Source organism: Nonomuraea sp. NPDC003804 (genome assembly GCF_040610675.1).
In the GTDB taxonomy this organism is placed as follows: domain Bacteria; phylum Actinomycetota; class Actinomycetes; order Streptosporangiales; family Streptosporangiaceae; genus Nonomuraea.
The window spans coordinates 11,429-32,474 of sequence record NZ_JBEXMT010000015.1; the positions used below are offsets into that span (position 1 = coordinate 11,429).

The 21,046-nt window shown below is 70.6% G+C and carries 21 protein-coding genes; 14 read left to right on the forward strand and 7 right to left on the reverse strand.

The genetic code is table 11. The features are described from left to right. Window positions 1-124 precede the first annotated feature (124 nt). From ABZX22_RS21085 to narI, 4 genes are read left to right on the forward strand one after another with little or no spacing between them, the layout of a single operon-like run. Window positions 125-3,754, forward strand: a complete 3,630-nt coding sequence (locus ABZX22_RS21085; RefSeq protein WP_354911996.1) for a nitrate reductase subunit alpha — start codon at window positions 125-127, stop codon at window positions 3,752-3,754. Beyond that, entirely contained in the window at window positions 3,754-5,301 is a 1,548-nt protein-coding gene (gene narH, locus ABZX22_RS21090) for a nitrate reductase subunit beta (RefSeq protein WP_354911502.1), read from the forward strand. The genes ABZX22_RS21085 and narH overlap by 1 nt, the downstream gene beginning before the upstream one ends. Continuing rightward, a complete protein-coding gene (gene narJ, locus ABZX22_RS21095) occupies window positions 5,298-5,960 on the forward strand; it encodes a nitrate reductase molybdenum cofactor assembly chaperone (protein WP_354911503.1) in 663 nt (220 codons plus the stop codon). Before narH ends, narJ begins: the two co-directional genes overlap by 4 nt. Continuing rightward, the gene (gene narI, locus ABZX22_RS21100) at window positions 5,957-6,646 is read left to right on the forward strand and encodes a respiratory nitrate reductase subunit gamma (RefSeq protein ID WP_354911505.1); all 690 of its coding nucleotides are present in this window, start codon (window positions 5,957-5,959) and stop codon (window positions 6,644-6,646) included. Before narJ ends, narI begins: the two co-directional genes overlap by 4 nt. Before the next feature lie 351 nt (window positions 6,647-6,997). On the opposite strand, the gene ABZX22_RS21105 is transcribed toward narI, so the two are convergent. Together ABZX22_RS21105 and ABZX22_RS21110 are read right to left on the reverse strand one after the other, a co-directional pair. Then, the gene (locus tag ABZX22_RS21105) at window positions 6,998-8,203 is read right to left on the reverse strand and encodes a hypothetical protein (RefSeq protein ID WP_354911508.1); all 1,206 of its coding nucleotides are present in this window, start codon (window positions 8,201-8,203) and stop codon (window positions 6,998-7,000) included. After that, entirely contained in the window at window positions 8,196-8,681 is a 486-nt protein-coding gene (locus ABZX22_RS21110; RefSeq protein ID WP_354911511.1) for a hemerythrin domain-containing protein, read from the reverse strand. The genes ABZX22_RS21105 and ABZX22_RS21110 overlap by 8 nt, the downstream gene beginning before the upstream one ends. Before the next feature lie 230 nt (window positions 8,682-8,911). Here ABZX22_RS21110 and ABZX22_RS21115 point away from each other — a divergent pair, with 230 nt between their 5' ends. Both ABZX22_RS21115 and ABZX22_RS21120 read left to right on the forward strand, forming a co-directional pair. Beyond that, a complete protein-coding gene (locus tag ABZX22_RS21115; RefSeq protein WP_354911514.1) occupies window positions 8,912-9,235 on the forward strand; it encodes a helix-turn-helix transcriptional regulator in 324 nt (107 codons plus the stop codon). Between the two features lies 1 nt (window position 9,236). Beyond that, on the forward strand, window positions 9,237-9,746 hold the full coding sequence (locus ABZX22_RS21120) for a hypothetical protein (RefSeq protein ID WP_354911517.1): 510 nt from the start codon (window positions 9,237-9,239) through the stop codon (window positions 9,744-9,746). A 217-nt stretch (window positions 9,747-9,963) separates the two neighbouring features. Here ABZX22_RS21120 and ABZX22_RS21125 read toward each other — a convergent pair whose 3' ends face one another. Continuing rightward, the gene (locus ABZX22_RS21125; RefSeq protein WP_354911519.1) at window positions 9,964-10,569 is read right to left on the reverse strand and encodes an alpha/beta hydrolase; all 606 of its coding nucleotides are present in this window, start codon (window positions 10,567-10,569) and stop codon (window positions 9,964-9,966) included. A 135-nt stretch (window positions 10,570-10,704) separates the two neighbouring features. On the opposite strand from ABZX22_RS21125, the gene ABZX22_RS21130 reads away from it, so the two are divergent. Both ABZX22_RS21130 and ABZX22_RS21135 read left to right on the forward strand, forming a co-directional pair. After that, the gene (locus ABZX22_RS21130; protein WP_354911522.1) at window positions 10,705-11,181 is read left to right on the forward strand and encodes a hypothetical protein; all 477 of its coding nucleotides are present in this window, start codon (window positions 10,705-10,707) and stop codon (window positions 11,179-11,181) included. Window positions 11,182-11,503: 322 nt separating this feature from the next. After that, window positions 11,504-11,695, forward strand: coding sequence for a hypothetical protein (locus ABZX22_RS21135; RefSeq protein WP_354911525.1), 192 nt, complete (start codon window positions 11,504-11,506; stop codon window positions 11,693-11,695). 59 nt (window positions 11,696-11,754) lie between these two features. Here the strand turns inward: ABZX22_RS21135 and ABZX22_RS21140 are convergent, their stop codons facing one another. Further along, entirely contained in the window at window positions 11,755-12,513 is a 759-nt protein-coding gene (locus ABZX22_RS21140) for a hypothetical protein (protein WP_354911527.1), read from the reverse strand. Between the two features lie 175 nt (window positions 12,514-12,688). Between ABZX22_RS21140 and ABZX22_RS21145 the strand changes: the two genes are divergently transcribed. The 5 genes from ABZX22_RS21145 (at window position 12,689) to ABZX22_RS21165 (ending at window position 17,026) form a co-directional block, all read left to right on the forward strand. Then, entirely contained in the window at window positions 12,689-13,072 is a 384-nt protein-coding gene (locus ABZX22_RS21145; protein WP_354911530.1) for a hypothetical protein, read from the forward strand. Beyond that, entirely contained in the window at window positions 13,069-13,998 is a 930-nt protein-coding gene (locus ABZX22_RS21150) for an NAD(P)-dependent oxidoreductase (RefSeq protein WP_354911533.1), read from the forward strand. Before ABZX22_RS21145 ends, ABZX22_RS21150 begins: the two co-directional genes overlap by 4 nt. 112 nt (window positions 13,999-14,110) lie before the next feature. Next, window positions 14,111-14,701: a hypothetical protein gene (locus tag ABZX22_RS21155; protein WP_354911535.1), complete on the forward strand. Its 591-nt coding sequence runs from the start codon at window positions 14,111-14,113 to the stop codon at window positions 14,699-14,701. Between the two features lie 42 nt (window positions 14,702-14,743). Beyond that, on the forward strand, window positions 14,744-15,733 hold the full coding sequence (locus ABZX22_RS21160) for a helix-turn-helix domain-containing protein (protein ID WP_354911538.1): 990 nt from the start codon (window positions 14,744-14,746) through the stop codon (window positions 15,731-15,733). Window positions 15,734-16,273: 540 nt separating this feature from the next. Further along, window positions 16,274-17,026, forward strand: a complete 753-nt coding sequence (locus tag ABZX22_RS21165) for a hypothetical protein (protein ID WP_354911541.1) — start codon at window positions 16,274-16,276, stop codon at window positions 17,024-17,026. Window positions 17,027-17,062: 36 nt separating this feature from the next. Here the strand turns inward: ABZX22_RS21165 and ABZX22_RS21170 are convergent, their stop codons facing one another. Next, window positions 17,063-17,188 (reverse strand): hypothetical protein, encoded by a 126-nt coding sequence (locus ABZX22_RS21170; protein ID WP_354911544.1) that lies wholly within the window; start codon window positions 17,186-17,188, stop codon window positions 17,063-17,065. A gap of 613 nt (window positions 17,189-17,801) precedes the next feature. Between ABZX22_RS21170 and ABZX22_RS21175 the strand changes: the two genes are divergently transcribed. Then, on the forward strand, window positions 17,802-18,599 hold the full coding sequence (locus ABZX22_RS21175) for a hypothetical protein (protein WP_354911546.1): 798 nt from the start codon (window positions 17,802-17,804) through the stop codon (window positions 18,597-18,599). 316 nt (window positions 18,600-18,915) lie between these two features. Here ABZX22_RS21175 and ABZX22_RS21180 read toward each other — a convergent pair whose 3' ends face one another. Beyond that, window positions 18,916-19,524, reverse strand: coding sequence for a hypothetical protein (locus tag ABZX22_RS21180; protein ID WP_354911549.1), 609 nt, complete (start codon window positions 19,522-19,524; stop codon window positions 18,916-18,918). 86 nt (window positions 19,525-19,610) lie between these two features. Continuing rightward, window positions 19,611-20,783, reverse strand: a complete 1,173-nt coding sequence (locus ABZX22_RS21185) for a hypothetical protein (protein WP_354911551.1) — start codon at window positions 20,781-20,783, stop codon at window positions 19,611-19,613. Between the last annotated feature and the right edge of the window lie 263 nt (window positions 20,784-21,046).

Genomic DNA, 21,046 nt, shown 5'->3' on the forward strand with positions numbered 1-21,046 from the left:
TTTGGTCCCTGCCGTCACGTCACCGATCACCGGAACCCTTGAGCATGCCTGTTGCTCTTCGCGATGAGGATGATCCATGACCACAAAGCCCGATGGCGTACCTCGTATCGGCAGCGTCCCCGGCATGGGGCCGTTGCTCGCCGCCCGCACGTTCTTCACCAAGGCCGAGGTGTCGGCCGACGGGCGCACCCTGCACCAGATAGACCCCAGCGCGTGGGACCGCTTCTACCGCGACCGCTGGGCCCACGACAAGGTGGTGCGGTCCACGCATGGCGTGAACTGCACCGGCTCGTGCTCGTGGAACGTGTTCGTCAAGGACGGGTTGATCACCTGGGAGCACCAGGCGACCGACTACCCGTCGGTGGGGCCGGACTCGCCGGAGTACGAGCCGCGCGGTTGCCCCCGTGGCGCGTCGTTCTCCTGGTACACCTATTCGCCCTCGCGCGTGCGCTACCCCTACGTGCGCGGGGTGCTGCTGGAGATGTGGCGCGAGGCCAAGGCCAGGCTCGGCGACCCCGTGCTGGCGTGGGCCGAGCTGACCGGCGACCCGGACCGGGCGCGCGCCTACAAGCGGGCCAGAGGCAAGGGCGGCTTCATCCGCTCCACCTGGGACGAGGTGCTCGAGCTGATGGCCGCCGCGCACGTGCACACCATCAAGGAATACGGCCCCGACCGCGTGGCCGGCTTCTCGCCGATCCCGGCCATGTCCATGGCGTCGTTCGCGGCCGGCACGCGGTTCCTGTCCATGATCGGCGGGACGCTGCTGTCGTTCTACGACTGGTACGCCGACCTGCCCATCGCCTCCCCGCAGGTCTGGGGCGACCAGACAGACGTTCCCGAAGCCGCGGACTGGTGGAACACCCGCTACCTGATCATGTGGGGGTCCAACATCCCGGTCACCCGCACCCCGGACGCCCACTTCATGACAGAGGCGCGCTATCAGGGCACGAAGGTGGTCGCGGTCAGTCCCGACTACGCCGACAACGTCAAGTTCGCCGACGACTGGCTGGCCCCGCACCCCGGCACCGACGGGGCGCTGGCCATGGCCATGGGGCACGTGGTGCTGACCGAGTTCTTCCGTGACCGGCAGGTGCCGTACTTCACCGACTACGTCCGCAAGTACACCGACCTGCCGTTCCTGGTGACGCTGGAGCGCCGCGGCCACGCGTACGTGCCGCGCCGCTTCCTCACCGCCGCCGACCTGGGCGAGCAGAGCGAGAACGCCGAGTTCAAGACCGTCTTCCTCGACGACGAGACCGGTGAGACCGTCGTGCCGAACGGCTCGCTGGGCTTCCGGTGGGGCCAGGAGGGCGAGGGCCGCTGGAACCTCGGCCTGGACGGCAAGCAGCCGGTGTTGAGCCTGATCGATCGCAGCACCCAGGCGGTGCCGGTGGACCTGCCCCGCTTCGACGAGGGCGCCACCGAGGGCGGCTCGGTGATGCGCCGCGGCGTGCCGGCGACCGAGGTCGGCGGCCTGCTGGTCACCACCGTCTTCGACCTGCTCATGGCCCAGTACGGCGTGGCGCGCGACCTGCCGGGCGAGTGGCCGGAGTCCTACGAGGACGCGGCCCAGCCGTACACTCCCGCCTGGGCGGAGGAGATCACCTCGGTCCCCGCCGCCACGATCGCCAGGATCGCCAGGGAGTTCGCCCGCAACGCCGAGCGCACGGACGGCCGGTCCATGATCGCGATGGGCGCGGGGACCAACCACTGGTTCCATTCCGACCAGATCTACCGGTCCTTCCTCACGCTGGTGCTGCTGACCGGCTGCCAGGGAGTCAACGGCGGCGGCTGGGCGCACTACGTCGGCCAGGAGAAGGTGCGCCCGGTGACGGGCTTCCAGCACCTGGCCTTCGCCTTCGACTGGCAGCGGCCGACCCGGCACATGGCCGGTACGGCGTTCTGGTACCTGGCCACCGACCAGTGGCGCTACGAGCGCATCAAGGCCGACGAGCTGGCCAGCCCGCTGGGGTCGGGGATGTTCGCCGGCCGGTCCTTCGCCGACTGCAACGCCCAGGCGGCGCGGCTGGGCTGGCTGCCCTCGCACCCCACGTTCAACCGCAACCCGCTCGAGCTGGCCGACGAGGCCGCGGCGGCCGGTCTGCCGGTGGCCGAGTACGTGGTCAACGAGCTGAAGGCGGGCCGGCTGCGGTTCGCCGCCGAGGACCCGGATGATCCGGCCAACTTCCCGCGCGTGCTGACGGTGTGGCGGGCCAACCTGCTCGGCTCCTCGGGCAAGGGCAACGAGTACTTCCTGCGGCACCTGCTCGGCACCGACGCCGAGACCCGCAACGAGGAGACCCCGGAGGGCCTGCGGCCCGCCGAGGTGACCTGGCGGCAGGAGGCCACCGAGGGCAAGCTCGACCTGCTCACCACGATCGACTTCCGGATGACCTCGACCGCGCTGTTCGCGGACGTGGTGCTGCCCGCGGCGACATGGTACGAGAAGCACGACCTGTCCACCACGGACATGCACCCCTTCATCCACGCCTTCAACCCCGCGATCGCGCCGCCGTGGCAGACCCGCAGCGACTACGACGCCTTCCTGACGCTGGCCGACCGCTTCTCCGAGCTGGCCGCCGGGCACCTCGGGCGGCGCACCGACGTGCTTGCCGTACCCCTGACGCACGACACCCCGGACGAGCTGGCCCAGCCGGGCGGGCGGGTGCGTGACTGGAAGTACGGCGAGTGCGAGCCGGTCCCCGGGCGGACGATGCCGAAGATCGTCACGGTCGAGCGCGACTACGCGGCCGTGGCCGAGCGGGTGCGGTCCGTGGGGCCGCTGTTCGCCGAGCTGGGCCTGACGACCAAGGGCATCACCTACCGGGTCGACCCCGAACTGACCTACCTGCGCAGCCAGAACGGCGTCACCCCGGAGGGGCGGATCTCGCTGGCCACGGCCGAGCGGCTGTGCGAGGCGATCCTCGCCCTGTCGGGCACCACCAACGGCCGGCTCGCCACGCAGGGCTTCGAGACGCTGGAGCGGCGCACCGGCACGCGGCTGGCCGACCTGGCGGCCGAGCACGAGGGCAAGCGGATCACCTTCGCCGACACCCGGTCGCGCCCGCAGCCGGTCATCACCTCACCCGAATGGTCGGGTTCGGAGACCGGGGGGCGCCGCTACTCGGCCTTCGTCGTCAACGTCGAACGCGACAAGCCCTGGCACACCCTCACCGGACGTCAGCAGTTCTTCCTCGACCACGACTGGATCACCGAGCTGGGCGAGCAGCTGCCCGCCTACCGCCCGCCGCTCAACATGCACCGCCACTACGGCGAGCAGGGCGACGGCGGCGCGGCCGAGGTCACCGTCCGCTACCTGACCCCGCACTCCAAGTGGTCCATCCACTCCGAATACCAGGACAACGCCTACATGCTGGCGCTCTCGCGCGGCGGGCCCACCATCTGGATGAGCGTGGCCGACGCCGCGGCGATCGGCGTCGCGGACAACGACTGGATCGAGGCCTACAACCGCAACGGCGTGGTCGTCGCCCGCGCCGTCGTCTCCCACCGCATGCCCACCGGGACCGTGTACATGTACCACGCCAAGGACCGCAACGTGAACGTGCCGCTGACGGAGAAGTCGGGACGGCGCGGCGGCGTCCACAACTCGCTGACCCGCCTGCTGCTCAAGCCCAGCCACCTCATCGGCGGCTACGCCCAGTTCACCTACGCCTTCAACTACTACGGCCCGACCGGCAACCAGCGTGACGAGATCACGGTGATCCGCCGCCGCGGGCAGGAGGTGACCTACTGATGCGCGTCCTCGCCCAGGTGGCCATGGTGATGAACCTGGACAAGTGCATCGGCTGCCACACCTGCTCCGTCACCTGCAAGCAGACCTGGACCAACCGCGACGGCGTGGAGTACGTCTGGTTCAACAACGTCGAGACCAAGCCCGGCGTCGGCTACCCCAAGCGGTACGAGGACCAGGACCGCTGGAAGGGCGGCTGGCGGCTCGACCGCCGCGGACGGCTCGAACTGCGCGCCGGCGGCCGGATCAGGCGGCTCGTCAACCTGTTCGCCAACCCCGACCTGCCGAGCCTGGACGACTACTACGAGCCGGCCACCTACGACTACGACACCCTCGTCAACGCCCCCGCGGGGCCGCACACCCCGGTGATCCGCCCCAAGTCCGCCGTCACCGGGCAGGACATGGCCATCACGTGGGGCGCCAACTGGGAGGACGACCTCGGCGGGGCCCCCGAGCACGCCCCGGCCGACCCCAACCTCGCCGCCATGACCGAGCGGGTGAAGATGGAGTTCGACAGGACCTTCATGTTCCACCTGCCGCGCATCTGCGAGCACTGCCTGAATCCGGCCTGCGTGTCCGCCTGCCCGTCGGGCGCGATGTACAAGCGGGAGGAGGACGGCATCGTCCTGGTGGACCAGGACCGCTGCCGCGGCTGGCGCATGTGCGTCTCGTCCTGCCCCTACAAGAAGGTCTACGTCAACCACAAGACCGGCAAGGCCGAGAAGTGCACCTTCTGCTTCCCCCGGATCGAGGCCGGCCAGCCGACCGTGTGCGCCGAGACCTGCGTCGGACGGCTGCGCTACATCGGCCTGATCCTCTACGACGCCGACGCCGTCCTGGCGGCGGCCGGCGTCCCCGACCCGAAGGACCTGCTGGAGGCCCAGCGCCGGGTCTTCCTCGACCCCCACGACCCCGACGTGATCGCGGCCGCCCGGGCCTCGGGGATGAGCGAGGACTGGATCGCCGCCGCGCAGCGCTCGCCCATCTACGAGCTGGCCATGCGGTACCGCGTGGCGCTGCCCCTCCACCCGGAGTACCGGACGCTGCCGATGGTCTGGTACATCCCGCCGCTGTCGCCCGTGCTCGACGCCGTGACCGGGATGGGAGCCGACGCCGACGACCCCGACAACGTCTTCCACGCCATCACCGACCTGCGCATCCCCCTGGAGTACCTGGCCGGCCTGTTCTCCGCCGGGGACACCGAGGTCGTGGCCGGGGTGCTGATGAAGCTGTCGGCCATGCGCGCCTACATGCGCGACCGCACCCTCGACGGCACCGTCGCCACCGACCTGCTGGAGGCCACCGGCATGACCGCGGCCGAGATGGAGGAGATGTACCGGCTGCTGGCCATCGCCAAGTACGACGACCGCTACGTGGTGCCCGCCGCCCACCGCGAGGACGCCGCCGCCCTGTCGGCCCAGGCCGACGGCTGCAGCCTCGACGTCGAGGGCGGGCCTGGCATGAACGACTTCCACCCCACCGGCGTGACCGGCCGCCGCTCCGACGGGCGCATGGCGCTCAAGCTCTTCGTCAGGAAGGAACCCACGTGAAACTGCTGTCACGCCGCCCGGCGCCGGTCGCCCAGGACCGCGCGACGCTGCTGCGGCTGGTCTCGCTGCTCCTGCAGTACCCCGACGAGCAGCTGCTCGCCGCCCGCGCCGACCTGCGGCAGGCCGTCGCCGCGCTCCCGCCCTCCCCCTCACGCGAGGCGCTCGCCGAGTTCACGACCTGGTACGGCGAGGCCGACCCGGCGTCCCTGGCACGCGCCTACGTCGAGACCTTCGACCTGCGCCGCAGGTCCAGCCTCTACCTCACCTACTACCTGCACGGCGACACCCGCCGCCGCGGCATGGCCCTGCTGACGCTCAAGCAGCGCTACCGCGTCTCCGGGCTCACCCCGCCCGACGACGAGCTGCCCGACTTCCTGCCCCTGGTGTGCGAGTTCGCCGCCCTGGCCGGACCCTCGACCGGTGAAGCGCCGCTGCGCCAGCACCGCAAGGGCCTCGAGCTGATCCGCACGGCGCTGCACGAGGCGGCTTCGCCGTACGCGCTGGTGATGGACGCGCTCTGCGCGGTCCTGCCCGGCCTGACGGCGGCCGAGCGGTCCGCCGTCGCCGACCTCGCCCTGGCCGGACCGCCCGACGAGGAGGTCGGCCTGGCCCCCTTCGCCCCACCCGAGTACCTCACCGGAACGGAGGTGCGGCCGTGAGCGTCGCGCTCTGGGTCGTCATCCCCTACATCGCCATCACGGTCTTCGTCGTCGGCCACGTCTGGCGCTGGCGCACCGACCAGTTCGGCTGGACCACCCGCACCACCCAGGTGCTGGAGAGCAGGTTGTTGCGGCTCGGCTCGCCGCTGTTCCACCTGGGCATGTTCGCCGTCATCGGCGGGCACGTCGTGGGCCTGCTGGTGCCCAAGAGCTGGACCGAGGCGGTCGGCGTCTCCGAGCATCTCTACCACGTGGTGTCGATCGCCGCGGGGACGGTCGCCGGGGTGATGGTCATGGCGGGCCTGGGCCTGCTGCTGGCGCGCCGGTTCGTGAACCCCCGGGTACGGCGCACCACCACGCGGATGGACAAGGCCATGTTCGCCGCGTTCGCGGTGGTCATCGTGCTGGGCATGGCCGAGACGGTGGGGCGCAACCTGCTCGGCGGCGGGTACGACTACCGCGCCACCGTGGCCGTGTGGTTCAGGGGCATCCTGACGTTCCGGCCCGACTCGGAGATCATGGCCGGCGTGCCGTTGGTGTACCAGCTGCACGCCCTGGCCGCGTGGGTGTTCATCGCGATGTGGCCGTTCACCCGGCTGGTGCACGTGTGGTCGGCGCCCGTGGCCTATCTGTGGCGGCCGTACGTCGTCTATCGCCGCCGCCTGACCAGGCCCGCGCGGCCGTAGGTCCGCTTCAGGCTCTCGGCAGAGGGACCTGCCGGCGCAGGAGGGTGCCGCCGTCCTGGCGTGCTCCGACGGTGAAGCGCCCTCCCAGCCGCTCGGCCCGGTCCCGCAGATTCCGCAGACCGCTCCACCGGCCCTCCAGGCGCAGGCCCGGACGGTGTCCTCCAGTGCCGGACAGGGTGGGTGCTCTGGATCGGCTCCGACCGGCCGTCGAGACGCTCCCCGGGGGAAGCCGGAGGAGCCGGGATACCGGCCGGTGGTAGGAGCACCACGGCTCCTCGCCGAACACGTCACCTCGCGACGCGTAGGCGCGTGACCGGGAACCGCCGCAGATCAGCCTGAACTCGCATCCCGTCAGCCGGCTCGGATAGCGCAGCGCGAGGAAGAGCGGCGACGTCCGGTAGATGTCGGCCGGCGGCCGCTCCCACACGTCGCCCGCCGGCAGGGGAAGGAAACCCGACGGATGCACGGTCCCGGTGTGGGAGACGAACACGAAGCCGCGACCGGCGTTGACGTCGATCGGCGGACGGCGGACACGCCGCTCCCCGATGAGCCCGACCCTTCCCGCCGAGCTGCGCAGGCCGACATCGTGCGGAGGAACACGCCGTCGTAGCCGCGGAAGTCGTCGTGCCGCCGCGGTGTGGCGCCGTCGAGGCTGAGCGAGATCGCCGCGGCACCCGCGTGATGGAGCCGGGCCGGATTCCCGGCCGTCAGCGCGGGCGCGGCCGAAGGGGAGACGGCGGGCGCCAGGCCCAGGTCGCGGCCTCGCCGTACCAGCTCGAACAGGTCAGGACGGGCGAACGGGCCTCGGGGTGGCGCGCTGTGCCCGCCCGCCACGGCCGACTCCAGCACGAAGCCGTCCGGCCGGGTCCGCGGTGACCGCGCCAGGTAGGCGGCCAGGACGTGCGAGGAGACGATCGCGAGCAGCCGGGGACGCCGGAGCGCGGGAAGGCCGCGGCCGAGCAGCCGTTCCGGGTCGAGACCCACCGAGTGCCGCGTGTCCTCCGCGCCCGCCACGGTCACCGAGATCCCGGCCGGCCGATGTGCCGCGAGAGCGTCGAGGAGACTCGGGATCTCCGCGGGAATCCCCGCGCCCATCAGGACGTGGTCCACACCGGCGAGCATCGCGCCGTAGACGGCCGCGGGCGTGGCCAGCTGGATCTTCTCCAGGTAGTTGATCCCGACCTGACCGTCGTGCCCCTCCTTGGCCAGCAGGACCTCCACGTAGTTCGCCACCACGGTCAGCTCGTCCCGCGACCGGTTGCCGCGCAGCCCGAGCCGCGGGATGGGCCGGTACGGCACGCCGGCGCCCGAACCGCCCGGGACGAAGTAGCGGCCGAGGACCCGATCGGCGATCTCGGGCACCGGGAACGCGGCCAGCGCCCGACGCACGTGGCCACCCGGGTCACCGAGTTGCAACCGCCTGGCCAGCGTGGCGTCCAGGGCGGTCCCTGAGACCACACCCAGCTGCCCGGTTAGCGCCACGGCCCGGGCCAGCCGCCATCCGGACACGCCGACGCCCATCCCGCCCTGGATGAGGACCGGCCGCGGCTCAGACACGCCGACCCCGCACCTGGTCCGCCCACGCCAGCACGTCGAGGTCGCGTTCGACCACGGCGTCACGGGACGCCAGGATGTGCACCACGTCGTCCTCCGGCATGACCTCCGCCATGAGCGCCAGCCCGTCGGAGTCGCTGACGTGCCGCAGCAGCGCCCGGGTGAGCCTGATACCCCGCTCGGTGTCCAGTTCGGCGGCTCGGGACACGTCGTTCAGCTCGCGCAGTTCCCGGATGGCGCCGTCGTGGTCGGTGAACAGCTTGGCCACGTGCTCCCGGCCGACGATGGGGACCAGGCCCGGATACATGGCCTCCTCCTCGTAGCGGAAGGACGGCCCCGCCGCGGCCGACACGCACGACACCAAGGTCCTGACCCGAGCCGCGTCCCCGGACCGGAAGGCGTCCACCAGCGACAGCAACAGATCGCGGAGCCGGCGGTGCTCGGCGCGGAAACTATGGGTGAAGTAATCGGTGATCGACACGGTGTCGCCCTTCGGATCTCCAGGCAGTGGACGGTTCCTGAGTCCACCACCGGTGCAGTCGACACTCCAGGGACAAAGGTCCCCAATCATCCGGGTCCGGGGTCCTTGACGGCCGACGTCTGACGAGATCGAGGCGACGGTCCTGTCGGCGATCGAGGACGGCCCGGGCACCGGGAAGAGCGGAGCCCGACCACGTCCACATCCCCCACGCGGGAAATAGAGTGGCGATCATGCAGCCTCTGTCGAGGATCACACCGGCTACCGCGGACGTGATCGAGGCCCTGATGGCCGATCTGGACGCACGCTGGGGGCTGGAGATCATCAAGGCGTCAGGTCGGGCCCCGGGCACCGTCTACCTCGTACTCGACCGGCTGGAGCGCAGCGGATGGGTGATCTCCACCTGGGAGCCGGACTCCGCGCGGGAAGGGCCCCGCCGGCGCCTCTACCGGCTGACGGGGGACGCCCTGCCCGCCGCGCGTCGCGTCGTCGCCACGTACGCGACCGCGCGCCGGCCGGTCGGCCAGAGCTTGCCCCAGCCGCAGCCGGGCGTCTGAGGTGGACGCGCTGAGCCGGGGCATCATCGTCACAGCCGCTGCGCTCCTGCCCGGGAAGGCGCGGCGCGAGCGCTATCTCGAGCAGTGGCTCGCCGACGGCGAGGGGGCGGCGGAGCTGGGGATCAGCGCGCTGTCCGTGGCGTTCGGGGCCGTCAAGGCCGCGGTGGCGATGAACCTGACCCGCCGCTCGGCCGTGGCGCTCGGGCTCGCGGTCGTCCTGGTCGTCGGCGGGATCCGGCTGACGATGACCACGTCCAGATGGGTGCCCGGCGCCGCCATGGCCATGGCGGGCGTGGCGTTGCCGTTCCTGTTGCTGATCATCCGCAGGTTCACGGACCGCGACACGCTCGCAGACTGGCAGGACGCCCTGGCGGCCAGGCAGGCGCGCCTGTCGAAGCGGGCGTCCCCAGGCGCCGAGCCGGCCAGGAGACGGCTGTTCCCCCTGTTCCTGGGCGCCGCCCTGCTGGTCCTGGCCGTGCTGCTGCTCTACGTCATGGTCACACGAACGTGACGGGACGCCTGGCCCTCGCCGACGCCGGGCTCGACGCGGCCGTCACCTTGACGGACCTGCGCTCGTCCGACCCTGCGGTGGGCGTCGCTGGAACGCGTCCGATCACAGAGCGCGACCATGGACACACCTGTTCCGCGGGCGTTCGACGCGGTCCTGTGCACCCCCACCGCGACAACGGACGACACCACCCGTTCTAGATCGTCCCGGCTTGCCGTCTTCAGTCCTGGTGCGGCCTGAGTTCCCGTGAGCGGCCGCCGACCCGGGCGGCGTGCTCCAGGATCCGGTCGTTGACCATGTCGGGCACGTCGAGCGCGATGGAGTGGCCGGTGCCCGGCACCACGTCGACCTCCACCGCGGGCAGGAGGCGCCGCAGCCGTTCGGCTTCCGCGGCCGAGTCCTGCATGGTGCTGTGCTTGCCGAACAGCACCCGGGTGGGCGTGCTGATCGCGGCCAGTTCGTCGTCCGTGAGCGGCACCATCGGCGGGAGCGCCTGCTCGAAGAGGTAGGTGCCGGCGATCGCGGGCAGTATGTCGTCCGCGCGGTGCAACGACGGGGTGTGCAGCAGCCGGGCGAGCGGCCTGCGGATCCAGTTCGGGGAGTACAGGCCGATGCCGCAGGCGAACCCCCAGGCGTAGTGGCGCGCGGTGGCGACGAGGCGGGCCAGGTCACCGCGGGCGAGGACCCGCACACGGCGGCCGCCATCCTCCTGGCGCTGATCACCGGACTGCAGTCCAGCGTGCTGGCCGGGCAGTACGCCGGTCAGACGGCCGTGGACCTGCTCACCGCCCATCTCGACCGGCTCTTCTCCCGGTGAGACCGGCACGTCTCACCCCGATCCATGGCCGCATGGCGCGGCACCGCCCGCCCACGGCGTTGACCATTCCCGCGCCAGAGCTTTACGGCTGCCCGCCGGAGCCGTCCGGCTGAACCGGCGGGCGACCGGTTACGTTGTGCTTCCATGAGGAAACTACTCGTGCCGGCTGCCGCCCTCCTCGTGATCGCGGGCTGCGGCGGGACAGCCGAGCAACGCACCTCCGAGCAGGTCGCGGTCCACCCGGCCGTGGCCACGCCCATGCAACCGGCCGCGGTCCGCGTCGCGTCGTCGAGCATCGGCAAGATCCTTGTCGACGACAAGGGCATGACGCTCTACATGTTCGAGAAGGACAAGGACGGCAAGCCCACCTGCTACGACGCGTGCGCCAAGGAGTGGCCGCCCTACCTGACCAAGGGCGAGCCCAAGGCCGCGGAAGGCGCCAAGGCCGACCTGCTCAAGACCGCCGACCGTACCGACGACGGCACCCAGGTCGTCTACGGCAAGTGGCCGCTCTACCGCTACCACGACGACAAGAAGCCCGGCGACGTGTACGGGCACGACAAGGAGGCCTTCGGCGCCGAGTGGTACGCCCTCAACGCCAAGGGCGAGAAGGCGCACTGACCGCACGCCGATGACCGGGCGCTGCCGGCCCGCGCCGCGGTCCACGACGGCCTCGCTCAGGCCGACCCTGCTGTCGATCCTGATGCCGGTCCCGCGGCGGGGGTTGCGTTCGGCGGCGGAGGGGACGCCTGGAGCCGGGAGCGGCGGGAGACCCACCGCTGCCCGCTGACGCGGGCGAGCTGATCGACGCGCACGACCGGCCCGCGACGAGGACGACCGCACTGAGCGCCGCCGGCCGTTCCCGCCGGGACTCGCCGGCCGTTCGCGCCGCCGCGCGAAAGCGCCCGGGCCGCAGGTGGGGTCCTGCCAGAGGGGACGGCCCATGCCGCTCTCGCAGGGGGACACAGGCATCGACACCGACCCGCTGCCGGCGTACGGCAGAGCGGCCTTCCCCGGGCTCGTCATCGGCTACGCCGGGCTCGGCCCGGACCGCCTGCGCGACGCGATGTCCCAGCTGCGCGTAGCGGTCCAACCGCATGGGCTCGGGCGCCGGGAAGCGGCGCCGTCCCGGTAAGAGTCAGGGGGCTTGGGCGACGCGCGACCGGCAACTCCGCGGCCTGGAGGAGGCCGGCCTCACCCGCCCGAGCGCGCCCGGGAGCCGGTGGAGGCGGCCCTGCGCTTGGCGGAACCCCGCGCGGCAGTGGTCTTCGCCGTGCTCGCCTTCGCCACCTCGGCCTTCTCCGTGTCCGACATCCCTGTGTCGGCCTTTCCTGTGTCCGACTTCGCGATATCGGCCTTGCCTGTGTCGGCCTTCGCCGTCACGGTCTTCGCCGGGTCGGCCTTGCCTGTGTCAGCCTTGCCTGTGTCAGCCCTCCCCGTGTCAGCCCTCCCTGTGTCGGCCTTCGCCGTGGTGCTCTTCGGCGCTGCGGTCTTCGGCACCGTGGTCCTCGGCACGGTGGTCTTCGGCGCTGCGGTCTTCGGTGCTGCGGTCCTCGGCGCGGTGGTGTCGGCGGTGCTCGTCGCGGTGGGCGGCAACGCCTTCACCTCGCGGTCCCGCTCCTCGCGCCTGCGCTGCGCGATCATCGTTCCAGCGCCGATCGCGGCCGCCACCGGCCACTCGAGCACGCCGAACGCCGCGAGCGCGCCCAGCGCGCCGTAGTAGGCGATGCGCTCGGGCGGAGGCAGGAACGTCCGGGCGACATCCACGGCATGACCGACCTCCTGGCGGCTGGGCAGCTCCAGATGCGGCAGCTCGATGTGCGGCAGCTCGATGTGCGGCATGGCCGGCATCCGCAGCGCCGGCCGGCGGACCTGGATGGTGACCAGCGGTAGGTCGAGCGTGAGCTCGCCGGACGGGCGCGCCTCAGACGGGCGAGTCTGGGTATCGGTCATGATTCCTCCCCGCATTGTCATGGCGTCTCCCCACCCCGACCCGTGCCCAGTTTGTGCATAGATATCCGTTCAGCACAGGTCCCGGTGATCTGTGATCCACATCACCGGCATGTCGTGTCACAGCCGCTCTCGTCCGGCCCGTCCTGTTCGTGGAAGCCCAACGAGAGGAACCATCGTGCGAGATCTCTTCATCAGGATCGCCATCGTCGTCTCGGCGGCGACGATGCTCGTCACCGGCATATGGATGCGCATCGACCCGGCCGGTTTCGCCGCCTGGGCCAACTGGCCCAACCACGTGCACTTCCTGCATGACGCAGGGGTGTTCCAGATGGGCATCGGCGTCATGATGCTCGCCGCCCTGTGGTGGCGGGACGTCATCGCCGTGGTGCTCACCGGGTTCGTCTTCGCCAACTCCTTCCACGCCGTCAACCACGCGCTGGACCTGAAGCTCGGCGGTGGCCGTCCCTCCGACTGGTGGGTCCTGGCGCTCTTCTCGGCCCTGGCCGGGATCGCGCTCGTCGCGCGCCTGCGCGCGCTGCGCAAGGGAGGTCAGGCATGAGAGTGCTGCTCGCCGGCGCCACCGGCACCCTCGGCACCGCGCTGGTCGCCCAGCTTCGCGAGGCCGGCCACGACGTGCTCGGCATCACCAGGTCCGCCCGCGGCGCGGCCAGGCTCGTCGCCGCCGGAGCCACGCCCGTCGTGGCCGACCTGATGGACGGCGACGCGCTCCTGGCCGCGGTCGGCGGGCTGCGGGCCGACGCGGTCATCCACCAGGCCACGGCCATCACCGGCATGCCGATGTTCCACCGGAACCTCCACGCCACCGACCGGCTGCGCGACCAGGGCACGGCCCACCTGCTGCGGGCCGCCCGGAAGGTCGGCGCGCACCGTTTCGTCACCCAGTCGTTCTTCCTCGGGTACGGCTACCGCGACCACGGCGACGAGCCCGTCACCGAGGACCGCCCGTTCGCCGAGCCCGGCCAGGGCAGGGCCTTCGACGTGCACATGCGCTCGATGCGCGCCAACGAGGAACAGGTCTTCTCCACCCCGGGCATCGAGGGCGTGGCGCTGCGCTACGGCATGTTCTACGGCCCGGAGGTCTCCACCTGGACGCTCATGGACATGGCCAGGAAGCGCCTGCTGCCGGCCGTCCGCCCCGCGGGGGTCGTCTCGCTGATCCACATCGGGGACGCGGCCTCGGCGACCGTCGCCGCGCTGGAGCGGGGTACGGCGGGCCGGCCGTACAACATCGCCGATGACGAGCCGGTGGCCTTCGACACGTATGTCGGCGCGCTGGCCGAGGTCGCGGGCGCGGCGGCGCCGATGCGGCTGCCCGCGTGGATGCTGAGGGCGACCCCTTACATGCACGCGCTGATGGCCGGCACCCGCATCAGGATCTCCTCGGAGCGGGCCAAGCGTGAGCTGGGGTGGACGCCCGCCTACCCGACCTACCGCGAGGGACTGCCGACCTGCCGTAGGCCGTGAGACGGACCCCGGCAGGAAGGTTCCCCTGCCGGAAAGACCGGCATCCCAGGTTTTCGGACATCTGCTCGTCCGGATCGGCGGCCGGGGCCGCGCGCCGGGGCACCGTGGACCCATGACTCGTCCTGCTCCGGTATCAGCCGGCAACGGCACGCACCCGCTGTCCCGTCTCGGCCAGGTGGGGAGGGCCCTGGCCGCGCGCTGGCCGACCTGCTTCGCCCTGGCCTTCGCCGCCGTGAACCTCGCCGACCTGAAGGACGGCCGCGAGCTCGCGGTGGTCGTCCTGCTGTCGGCGATGGTCTACCAGGCCTGCGCGCTGGCCGGCAGGCGCGGCGTCGCGTGGCCGGCTCTCGGCGTGCTGGTCGCGGTCCTGTTCGGGTTCCGGGTCCTCGACGGCGATCCGTGGCCGGTGCTGGTCGGCACCGCGCTCGTACTCGTCGTGGGGTCCCTGCTGGCCGGCCGGTTCCGCGGCGCGCCGCCCGCCGGATGGCAGGTGCCGGCCATGCTCGCCTTCGGCGCGCTCGCGGTGACGGCCGAATACGTGGTGCCGGGCGCGGCGGGATACCTGGTGGCCGGCGCCCTGATCGCGCACGCCGTATGGGACTGGCACCACTGGCGGGCGAACGCCGTCGTGAGCAGGTCACTCGCCGAGTGGTGCGGCGTGCTCGACCTCACGCTGGGCGTGGGCATCCTGATCCTCCTGTGAGGGTGATGCCGGAAGGCCGGCGAGGCGCCCTAGGGTGGCCACATGCGGGAACGTCCGATGGCGGTGGTGGCCTACGAGGATGCCGAGTTGCTCGACATCGCCTGCGTCACCACCACGTTGGCGATGGCGAACGTGATCGGCTCGTTACGGGAGCCGTACCGGACGGTGGTGGTCAGCCCGGGCGCCCGTCCCGTCGACTGCGCCACGGGCTTGACGCTGAACGCCCAGCAGGCACTGGAGAAGGTGACCGGGCCGCTCGACACGCTGTTCGTCTCCGGCGGCTGGGGGCACACCCGAGCCGCCGCGAACCCGGTGATCGTGGGCCACGTGCGCCGGTTGGCGGGCGTGAGCCGGCGCACCACTTCGGTCTGCACCGGCGCGAGCATCCTGGCGGCCGCCGGGCTGCTGGACGGCAAGCGCGTCACCACGCACTGGCGCTTCGCGCGCGACCTCGCCGAGCGCAGTCCGAAGGCCGTCGTGGATCCCGCGCCGATCTACATCAGGGACGGCGCCGTGGCCACGTCGGCGGGCATCACCAGCGCGCTGGACCTGACGCTGGCGCTGGTCGAGGAGGATCACGGGGCCGGCCTGGCCCGGCTGCTGGCCCGTGAGCTGGTGACCTACCTGCAGCGGCCGGGCAACCAGGCACAGATGAGCATCTTCACCGAGGCGCCGCCGCCCGACCACGACGTGGTCAGGCGGGTCGTCGACCACGCGCACGCCAACGTGGGCGGCGATCTCAGCACGGCCGCGCTGGCGGCCGTCGCGAACGTCAGCGTGCGGCATCTGACGCGCCTGTTCATGGAGCACCTGGGCCAGGCGCCCGGGCAGTTCGTCCGCCGTGCCAGGATCGAGGCGGCCGCCCACCTCCTGGAAGAGACGTCGCTGCCGATGCCGGTCGTGGCCGCACGGTGTGGATTCGGCTCGGCGGAGTCGCTGCGTCAGGCCTTCGTCGGCCGGTACGGCATCCCGCCCTCGCACTACCGGACGGCCCATTCACGCAGCCTGACGGGCCGGCACACCCCGTCCTGAGCATCGCCGGTACGGCAGGCGCGCTCACGCGTCCCACAGGCGGCCCGCACCCGCTCCAGGTGGTCCGGCCAGCACGGGGATCAGGTTGAACAGCAGAGCTGTCTCGCCCACCGGCAACACGGCGACGGCCTGGTTGAACAGCAGCCTCGGAACGCCCAGCAGAAATCCGCCAGCAACGGCGGCCAGCCGGCCGCCAGGCCTGACTTCTGAGTCGCCTGCCTGGACAGGGTCTGGGGAACGAAGAAGACCTCGGTCGACATCGAACCGGCATCCAGAGGGCGTTCTTCGACATGGACGACCGCGCCGACCGAAGGAGCTCGACCGCCGTCACTTCCTGCGGAGAGTCTGCCTGGCAGGCGCCTCGAACAAGGCGCCCGGCCGCCCGCTGAAGACGAGCCTGAAGGGCGACGAACGCCGCTGGTTCGCGCGAGGCTACCAGGCGGGCGGCCCCGGCGCCTGGAACACCTGAAGGGTGCCCAGCTCGAAGGTCTCCTGATCTGTGTAGACCGCGCCAAGCCTTCGCCCCTAACATCCCGCTTCATGATGATCCGCGTGCTGGCTGCCACGGCGGCCGGACTGATGGCGTTCTCCGGTGCGGCAGCCGCCTACCCGGTCAAGGGCGTCCCCGAGCTGACCCACAACGCCCTGTACAAGAAGGGCAAGCTCCCCAAGATCAGCTGCAAGCTGAGCAAAGGCACGACGAAGTCCTCGACCACCACATACCTGAACACCCTCGTCGGCTGCCTGAACGACGCCTGGGGGCCGTTCATCCCCGACTTCAAGCCGGTCAAGACCGATATCAAGGCCACTCACGACAAGGGCTCCTGCTACAACGGCATAGAGATCACCGGCTCGTTCGCCACCAGCTGCTACACCCAGCTCCAGATTCAGCTCGACGCCGACTGGATCAGTGCCAAGGACGACCTGCCGATCCTCACCCAGGTCGCCCAGGCCTGGAGCGGCGTGGTCATGGGCCAGACGGGCATCGGTGCGGCCTACTGGGGCATGCCGAACGACGCCGATCAGAAGCAGCTGGAGGAGCAGGGGCGTCGCTTCGACATGCAGCGGCTGTGCCTGTCCGGCGTGACGCTCAAGGCCCTGGGCGCAAAGTCGAAGAACTGGAAGGCCACGCTGAAGGCCGAGGAGCCCACGCCGAAGGACAAGCACTGGCGCGACCGCTTCAGCAAGGACAAGCTCAGCGCCAACGACCTCTACTGGTTCACGCAGGGCTACACCAAGGGCACTCCGGGCGCGTGCAACACCTGGAAGGCGCCGGAGTCCAAGGTCGCGTGACGAACTCCTCCAACGCCTTCTCGTAGGCGGCGGGATTCACATTCCATGACCCACGTGCCCTCCGCCGCAGGTCTGGACGAGGGTGACGAGATCGGGCCGGGCTCTGGCGAGCTCCAGCGCGGGCCCGATCGGCACCCCCGTGTCGCCCGTGTCAGCAAACATCAGGATCGGTGGTGCGAAGGCCGAGGCGTGCCGTACATGGTTGAGCTCGTCGAAGGACAGCCCGGTCCGGCGCTCGCGCTGTTGTTTTGATTTGGCGGGCAGGCATTGGCGGAGTCGTCCGTACAGTGACGCCTTGGCCTCATCACCGTAGTCGTCTGCACATCCGGCTTTGGGCGGTCCGGCGCCGTGATCGCCTTGGATCGTGACCGGGTCACTGAGATCATCTCAATACCCGTCGCGCTCGTTCGGGGTCCGGGGAATCTACTCGCCGGTAGTAACGCTAAGGATCGAACCGCAGGCCAGCGTGCTCTTGGGGTTGCGATGGCATGCGATGACGAGCCCGGGGAACGTGTCAGGACGAGGTGCCTCCATGGCCGGCGTCTACCGCATCCTCGCCGACAACGACGGCACGCCGACCTGACACTCCCGTGCGCGGTGCGGATTCAGGATCACCTCGCCGAGGACATCCCCGCAGCGACTAAGTTACTGAGAGTTACTTTGAGGGCTCATCGCACGGACCCGATCGGAGGGCATTTCCGGCACGTAGGTCAGAATGAGCATGCGCTGAGCTCACCTTAAGGCAACTGAAAGATCCCTTCCTAACGTAGCCCGCATGAGATTCGGCCCATTCGTGGCGGCCATCGCCGCCGCCGTGCTTCTCGCCCCCTCCCCTGCCATGGCCACGGCCGTGGCCCCTGCCGCCGCCGAGGAGTCCGACCGCGAGATCGTCTTAGCTCAACTCGACTACACGACCGGGCTGTCGGTGACCTTCACCGACAGCGTCCCGTCCGACGAGGTCGGGATGGTCCAGACCGGAATGATCGGTCGCGCCCCCCTCATCGCCCGTGACGACGAGGACACCCTCCTGGAGACCTATCTGGAGATCACCCCGCCCGACGTCGCGGTCCCCCGGCGTCTCGTCGAGGCCCACGGCGCCGACCTGCCCGCCGAGCTGCAGCGGCGCAGGATCACCAGCGAGCCGGTCACGGCGGGCGGCCTGACCGCCCCGGCGAGCGCGGTCCGCTCCGGCACGTCGACCTGCACCTGGTCGCCCTTCGGCTGGACGCTCTGGCACGACGACGGGGTGCCAGGCCTGCCGGCCAAGTCATACAGCACGTTCGACTTCGGCGGCTTCAAGCAGAGCATCGCCGAGAGCTACGTCGCCAACTGCACCCCGCAGAGCTCGCCGAGCAACCTCTGGGCCCGGCACCGGATCTACTACAGGAACATCCTCGGCAACTTCGTGAAGCACTTCGAGGGCCTGGTGCCGCCGGGGCACCACCAGGCCGTGGTGAAGTCGGGCGCGATCAAGCGGCACCGCACGGTCTCCTACGACGACGCCTGGAACGCCGACCCGTCCTGCGGCGGCGGCACCTGCGTCTACGCCCGTGAGGGCCGTTTCCGCAGCTAGAAGCTCGGCGGCCGCTTCTCGCGCCGCGCGCGCACGCCCTCCTGCACGTCAGGCCCGGAGAACCCGAGGAACGGGAGCGGTTCTGGGCGCGGACCTTCGTGCTGGGCGGCTCATGCCGGATGGGCGCGCTGGTGGCGGCCGCCGCGCACGGCCAGATGAGCGGCCCCTGGCCGACGTTCATCATCGGCGTGGGCGCGCCCTCCGGATGTCTTTTCCACCATGGTCGGCACCTTACGAGCGCCCAGGAAGGCACGGCCACAGGTTTTGGCTCTGATGCAAAGCCCGTCGGAAGCGGTGCGGTGGCTACGGCAGCGGGTCAGCTCACCCCGCCCACGATGGCCTTGCCCTCTCGTGCCGCCGCCGCGTAGAACGGCCCGAGGTCCTCAAACCCCTCATAAGCGCCGTCCGCCGCGTCCCGTCGAGCGACGCCGAATCCCCATCCCTCGCCCATCAGGCCCTGCGCGATCGCCGTCACCTGGCCGGGATCGAGGACGAACGCCGGGCCGTAGTCGAACTCGTAGCCCTCCACGTCGTTCTCACCGGTCTCGCCGGTCGCCGCCGCGAGCCAGGGATAACACTCCCGCCACTGCGCACTCTCATGCTCGGCCTCGGCTCGGCCCTGTGCGACGGCATCGAGGGTTCGGTAGTCATCTCCGAACATATCGGCTTCATGATGGAAGCCGACGGGCGCCTGCCCGTCGTCGAAGAAGATCGCGCCGATCAGGTCGGGGTTCGCCCGAACGGATTCCAGCAGCTCGACATCGATCTTCGCCAGGTTCAACCACATCGACACGATCATGAACGATAGCGCAGGCGGGAGTGACGTTATGCCGGACTGGCGTGGGCCGTGCTCGTCGGTATGCACCCACGTGCGGGTGTAGCGCAGCCGCATGGCGAACGGCGTGCCCGCGAACGTACCTTCCAACGCATCGTTGTGCGGGAGTGCGCCCGGCTACCGTGATCGGTATGGGCTCTTCGCTGTCCGTGGCGGCTGACCCTGCTGGACTGCGTTCAGGGGAAGAGATTCGGCCAGTTGCCGCCGCGAGCCCGTACGTCCGCGGCCACCGCTTTCACCGACCGACCGTCGGTGTCAACGCGCAGATCACCTGCCCCGGCGCTGTCGAGCGCCTTGGCCTCGAACGCCGCTCGTTCGGCGATACGGTGCAGGGTGTCCGAGTTCAGCCCTTTCAGCTCATCACCCGGTAGGGCCGGCCCGCCTCCCCTGCCACGTTGCGCGACGCGCTCGGCCAGCGTTTCTGGCCCCGCATGCAAGCGGCACACGGTCAAGGCGGTTCCGGGCAGCGACTCGGCGTAGCCGCGGACAATGTCGTCGGAGTCGGCTTCCCCGGAGACGATCAGGCACTGGGCACCCGCCGCACGATGTCCCGCCCAGATGGCCGCGAGGTTGCGGGCCTTGAGGCGATGGCTGTCCACGTCGTCGTCCGCGACGGGACGCAGCGCCCCGATCTGCTTCACATCGACATAGGCGGCACGCACGCCGGTCCGGTAGACCTGCATGAAAATCTCGTAGCCGACCGTCGACTTCCCAACCGCCGTAGCACCGCACAGCCACAGCACGGGTACCGGCGCGGAAACGGGTGCGGCATCCACCGAGGTCGGGGGGTGCTGCGGGTCGACGACACTGTGGAACGTCGCGGCGGGGAGGATACCCGGCCATCCCCCCACACGCTCACAGACCAGCCGGGCCGCCTCGGACACCACTAAGCCGCCCGTATCCACGCACACGTCGGCGTAGTCACTGCGTTCCAGGGCTTCCGCTTCAACGACCGCCTCCTCCACCAGATCCGGACGCCATCCCCGCGCGAGGAACCGTTCCTTGAGCTCAGCGCTATCGACGCGCAGCCGGCACACGGTGAACGTGGCCTCAGGAAGAAGGGCGGTGTACTCACGAACCTCCTCGGGAGTGTCAACGAAGCCCGCAAGGACCAGACATTGCACCCCTTCCTGCCGGAAGTTCGGCCACATCGCAGCCAGATTCCGCGCGCGGAGGCGATGCGTCACGCCCTCTGGCATGGGGTAGCACAGGCTGATCTGGTCAGCGTCGACAAACGCCGTCTTGACGCCGGCACGACTCAGCTGCGCAAACACCTCCCAGCCAACCGTGGACTTCCCGACACCCGTAGGCCCCGACAGCCAGAGCAGAGGCAGAGAAACGGTGCTCATCCGCGCGACACTAGCGGGCCCCCGGTGGATCGAGCGAGTGCATTTATGCCGCTGTCAGGGGGCGGGTGAAGCTCCGAACAGGACACGCGGTTCCAGGTCCAGCCGGGTGGCGGGTGCCTGGCCGGCGGGCTGAGGTTGAGGGTCCGATCGCCGAACCGGCGGATGGTGTGGGTGATGTAGGGCGAGATGGTGGCCAGGTCGTCCAGGTCGACGGGATGGCCTTCGGCGGCCAGGGCGTCGGCGGCGTCGGTGAGGTCGCAGGC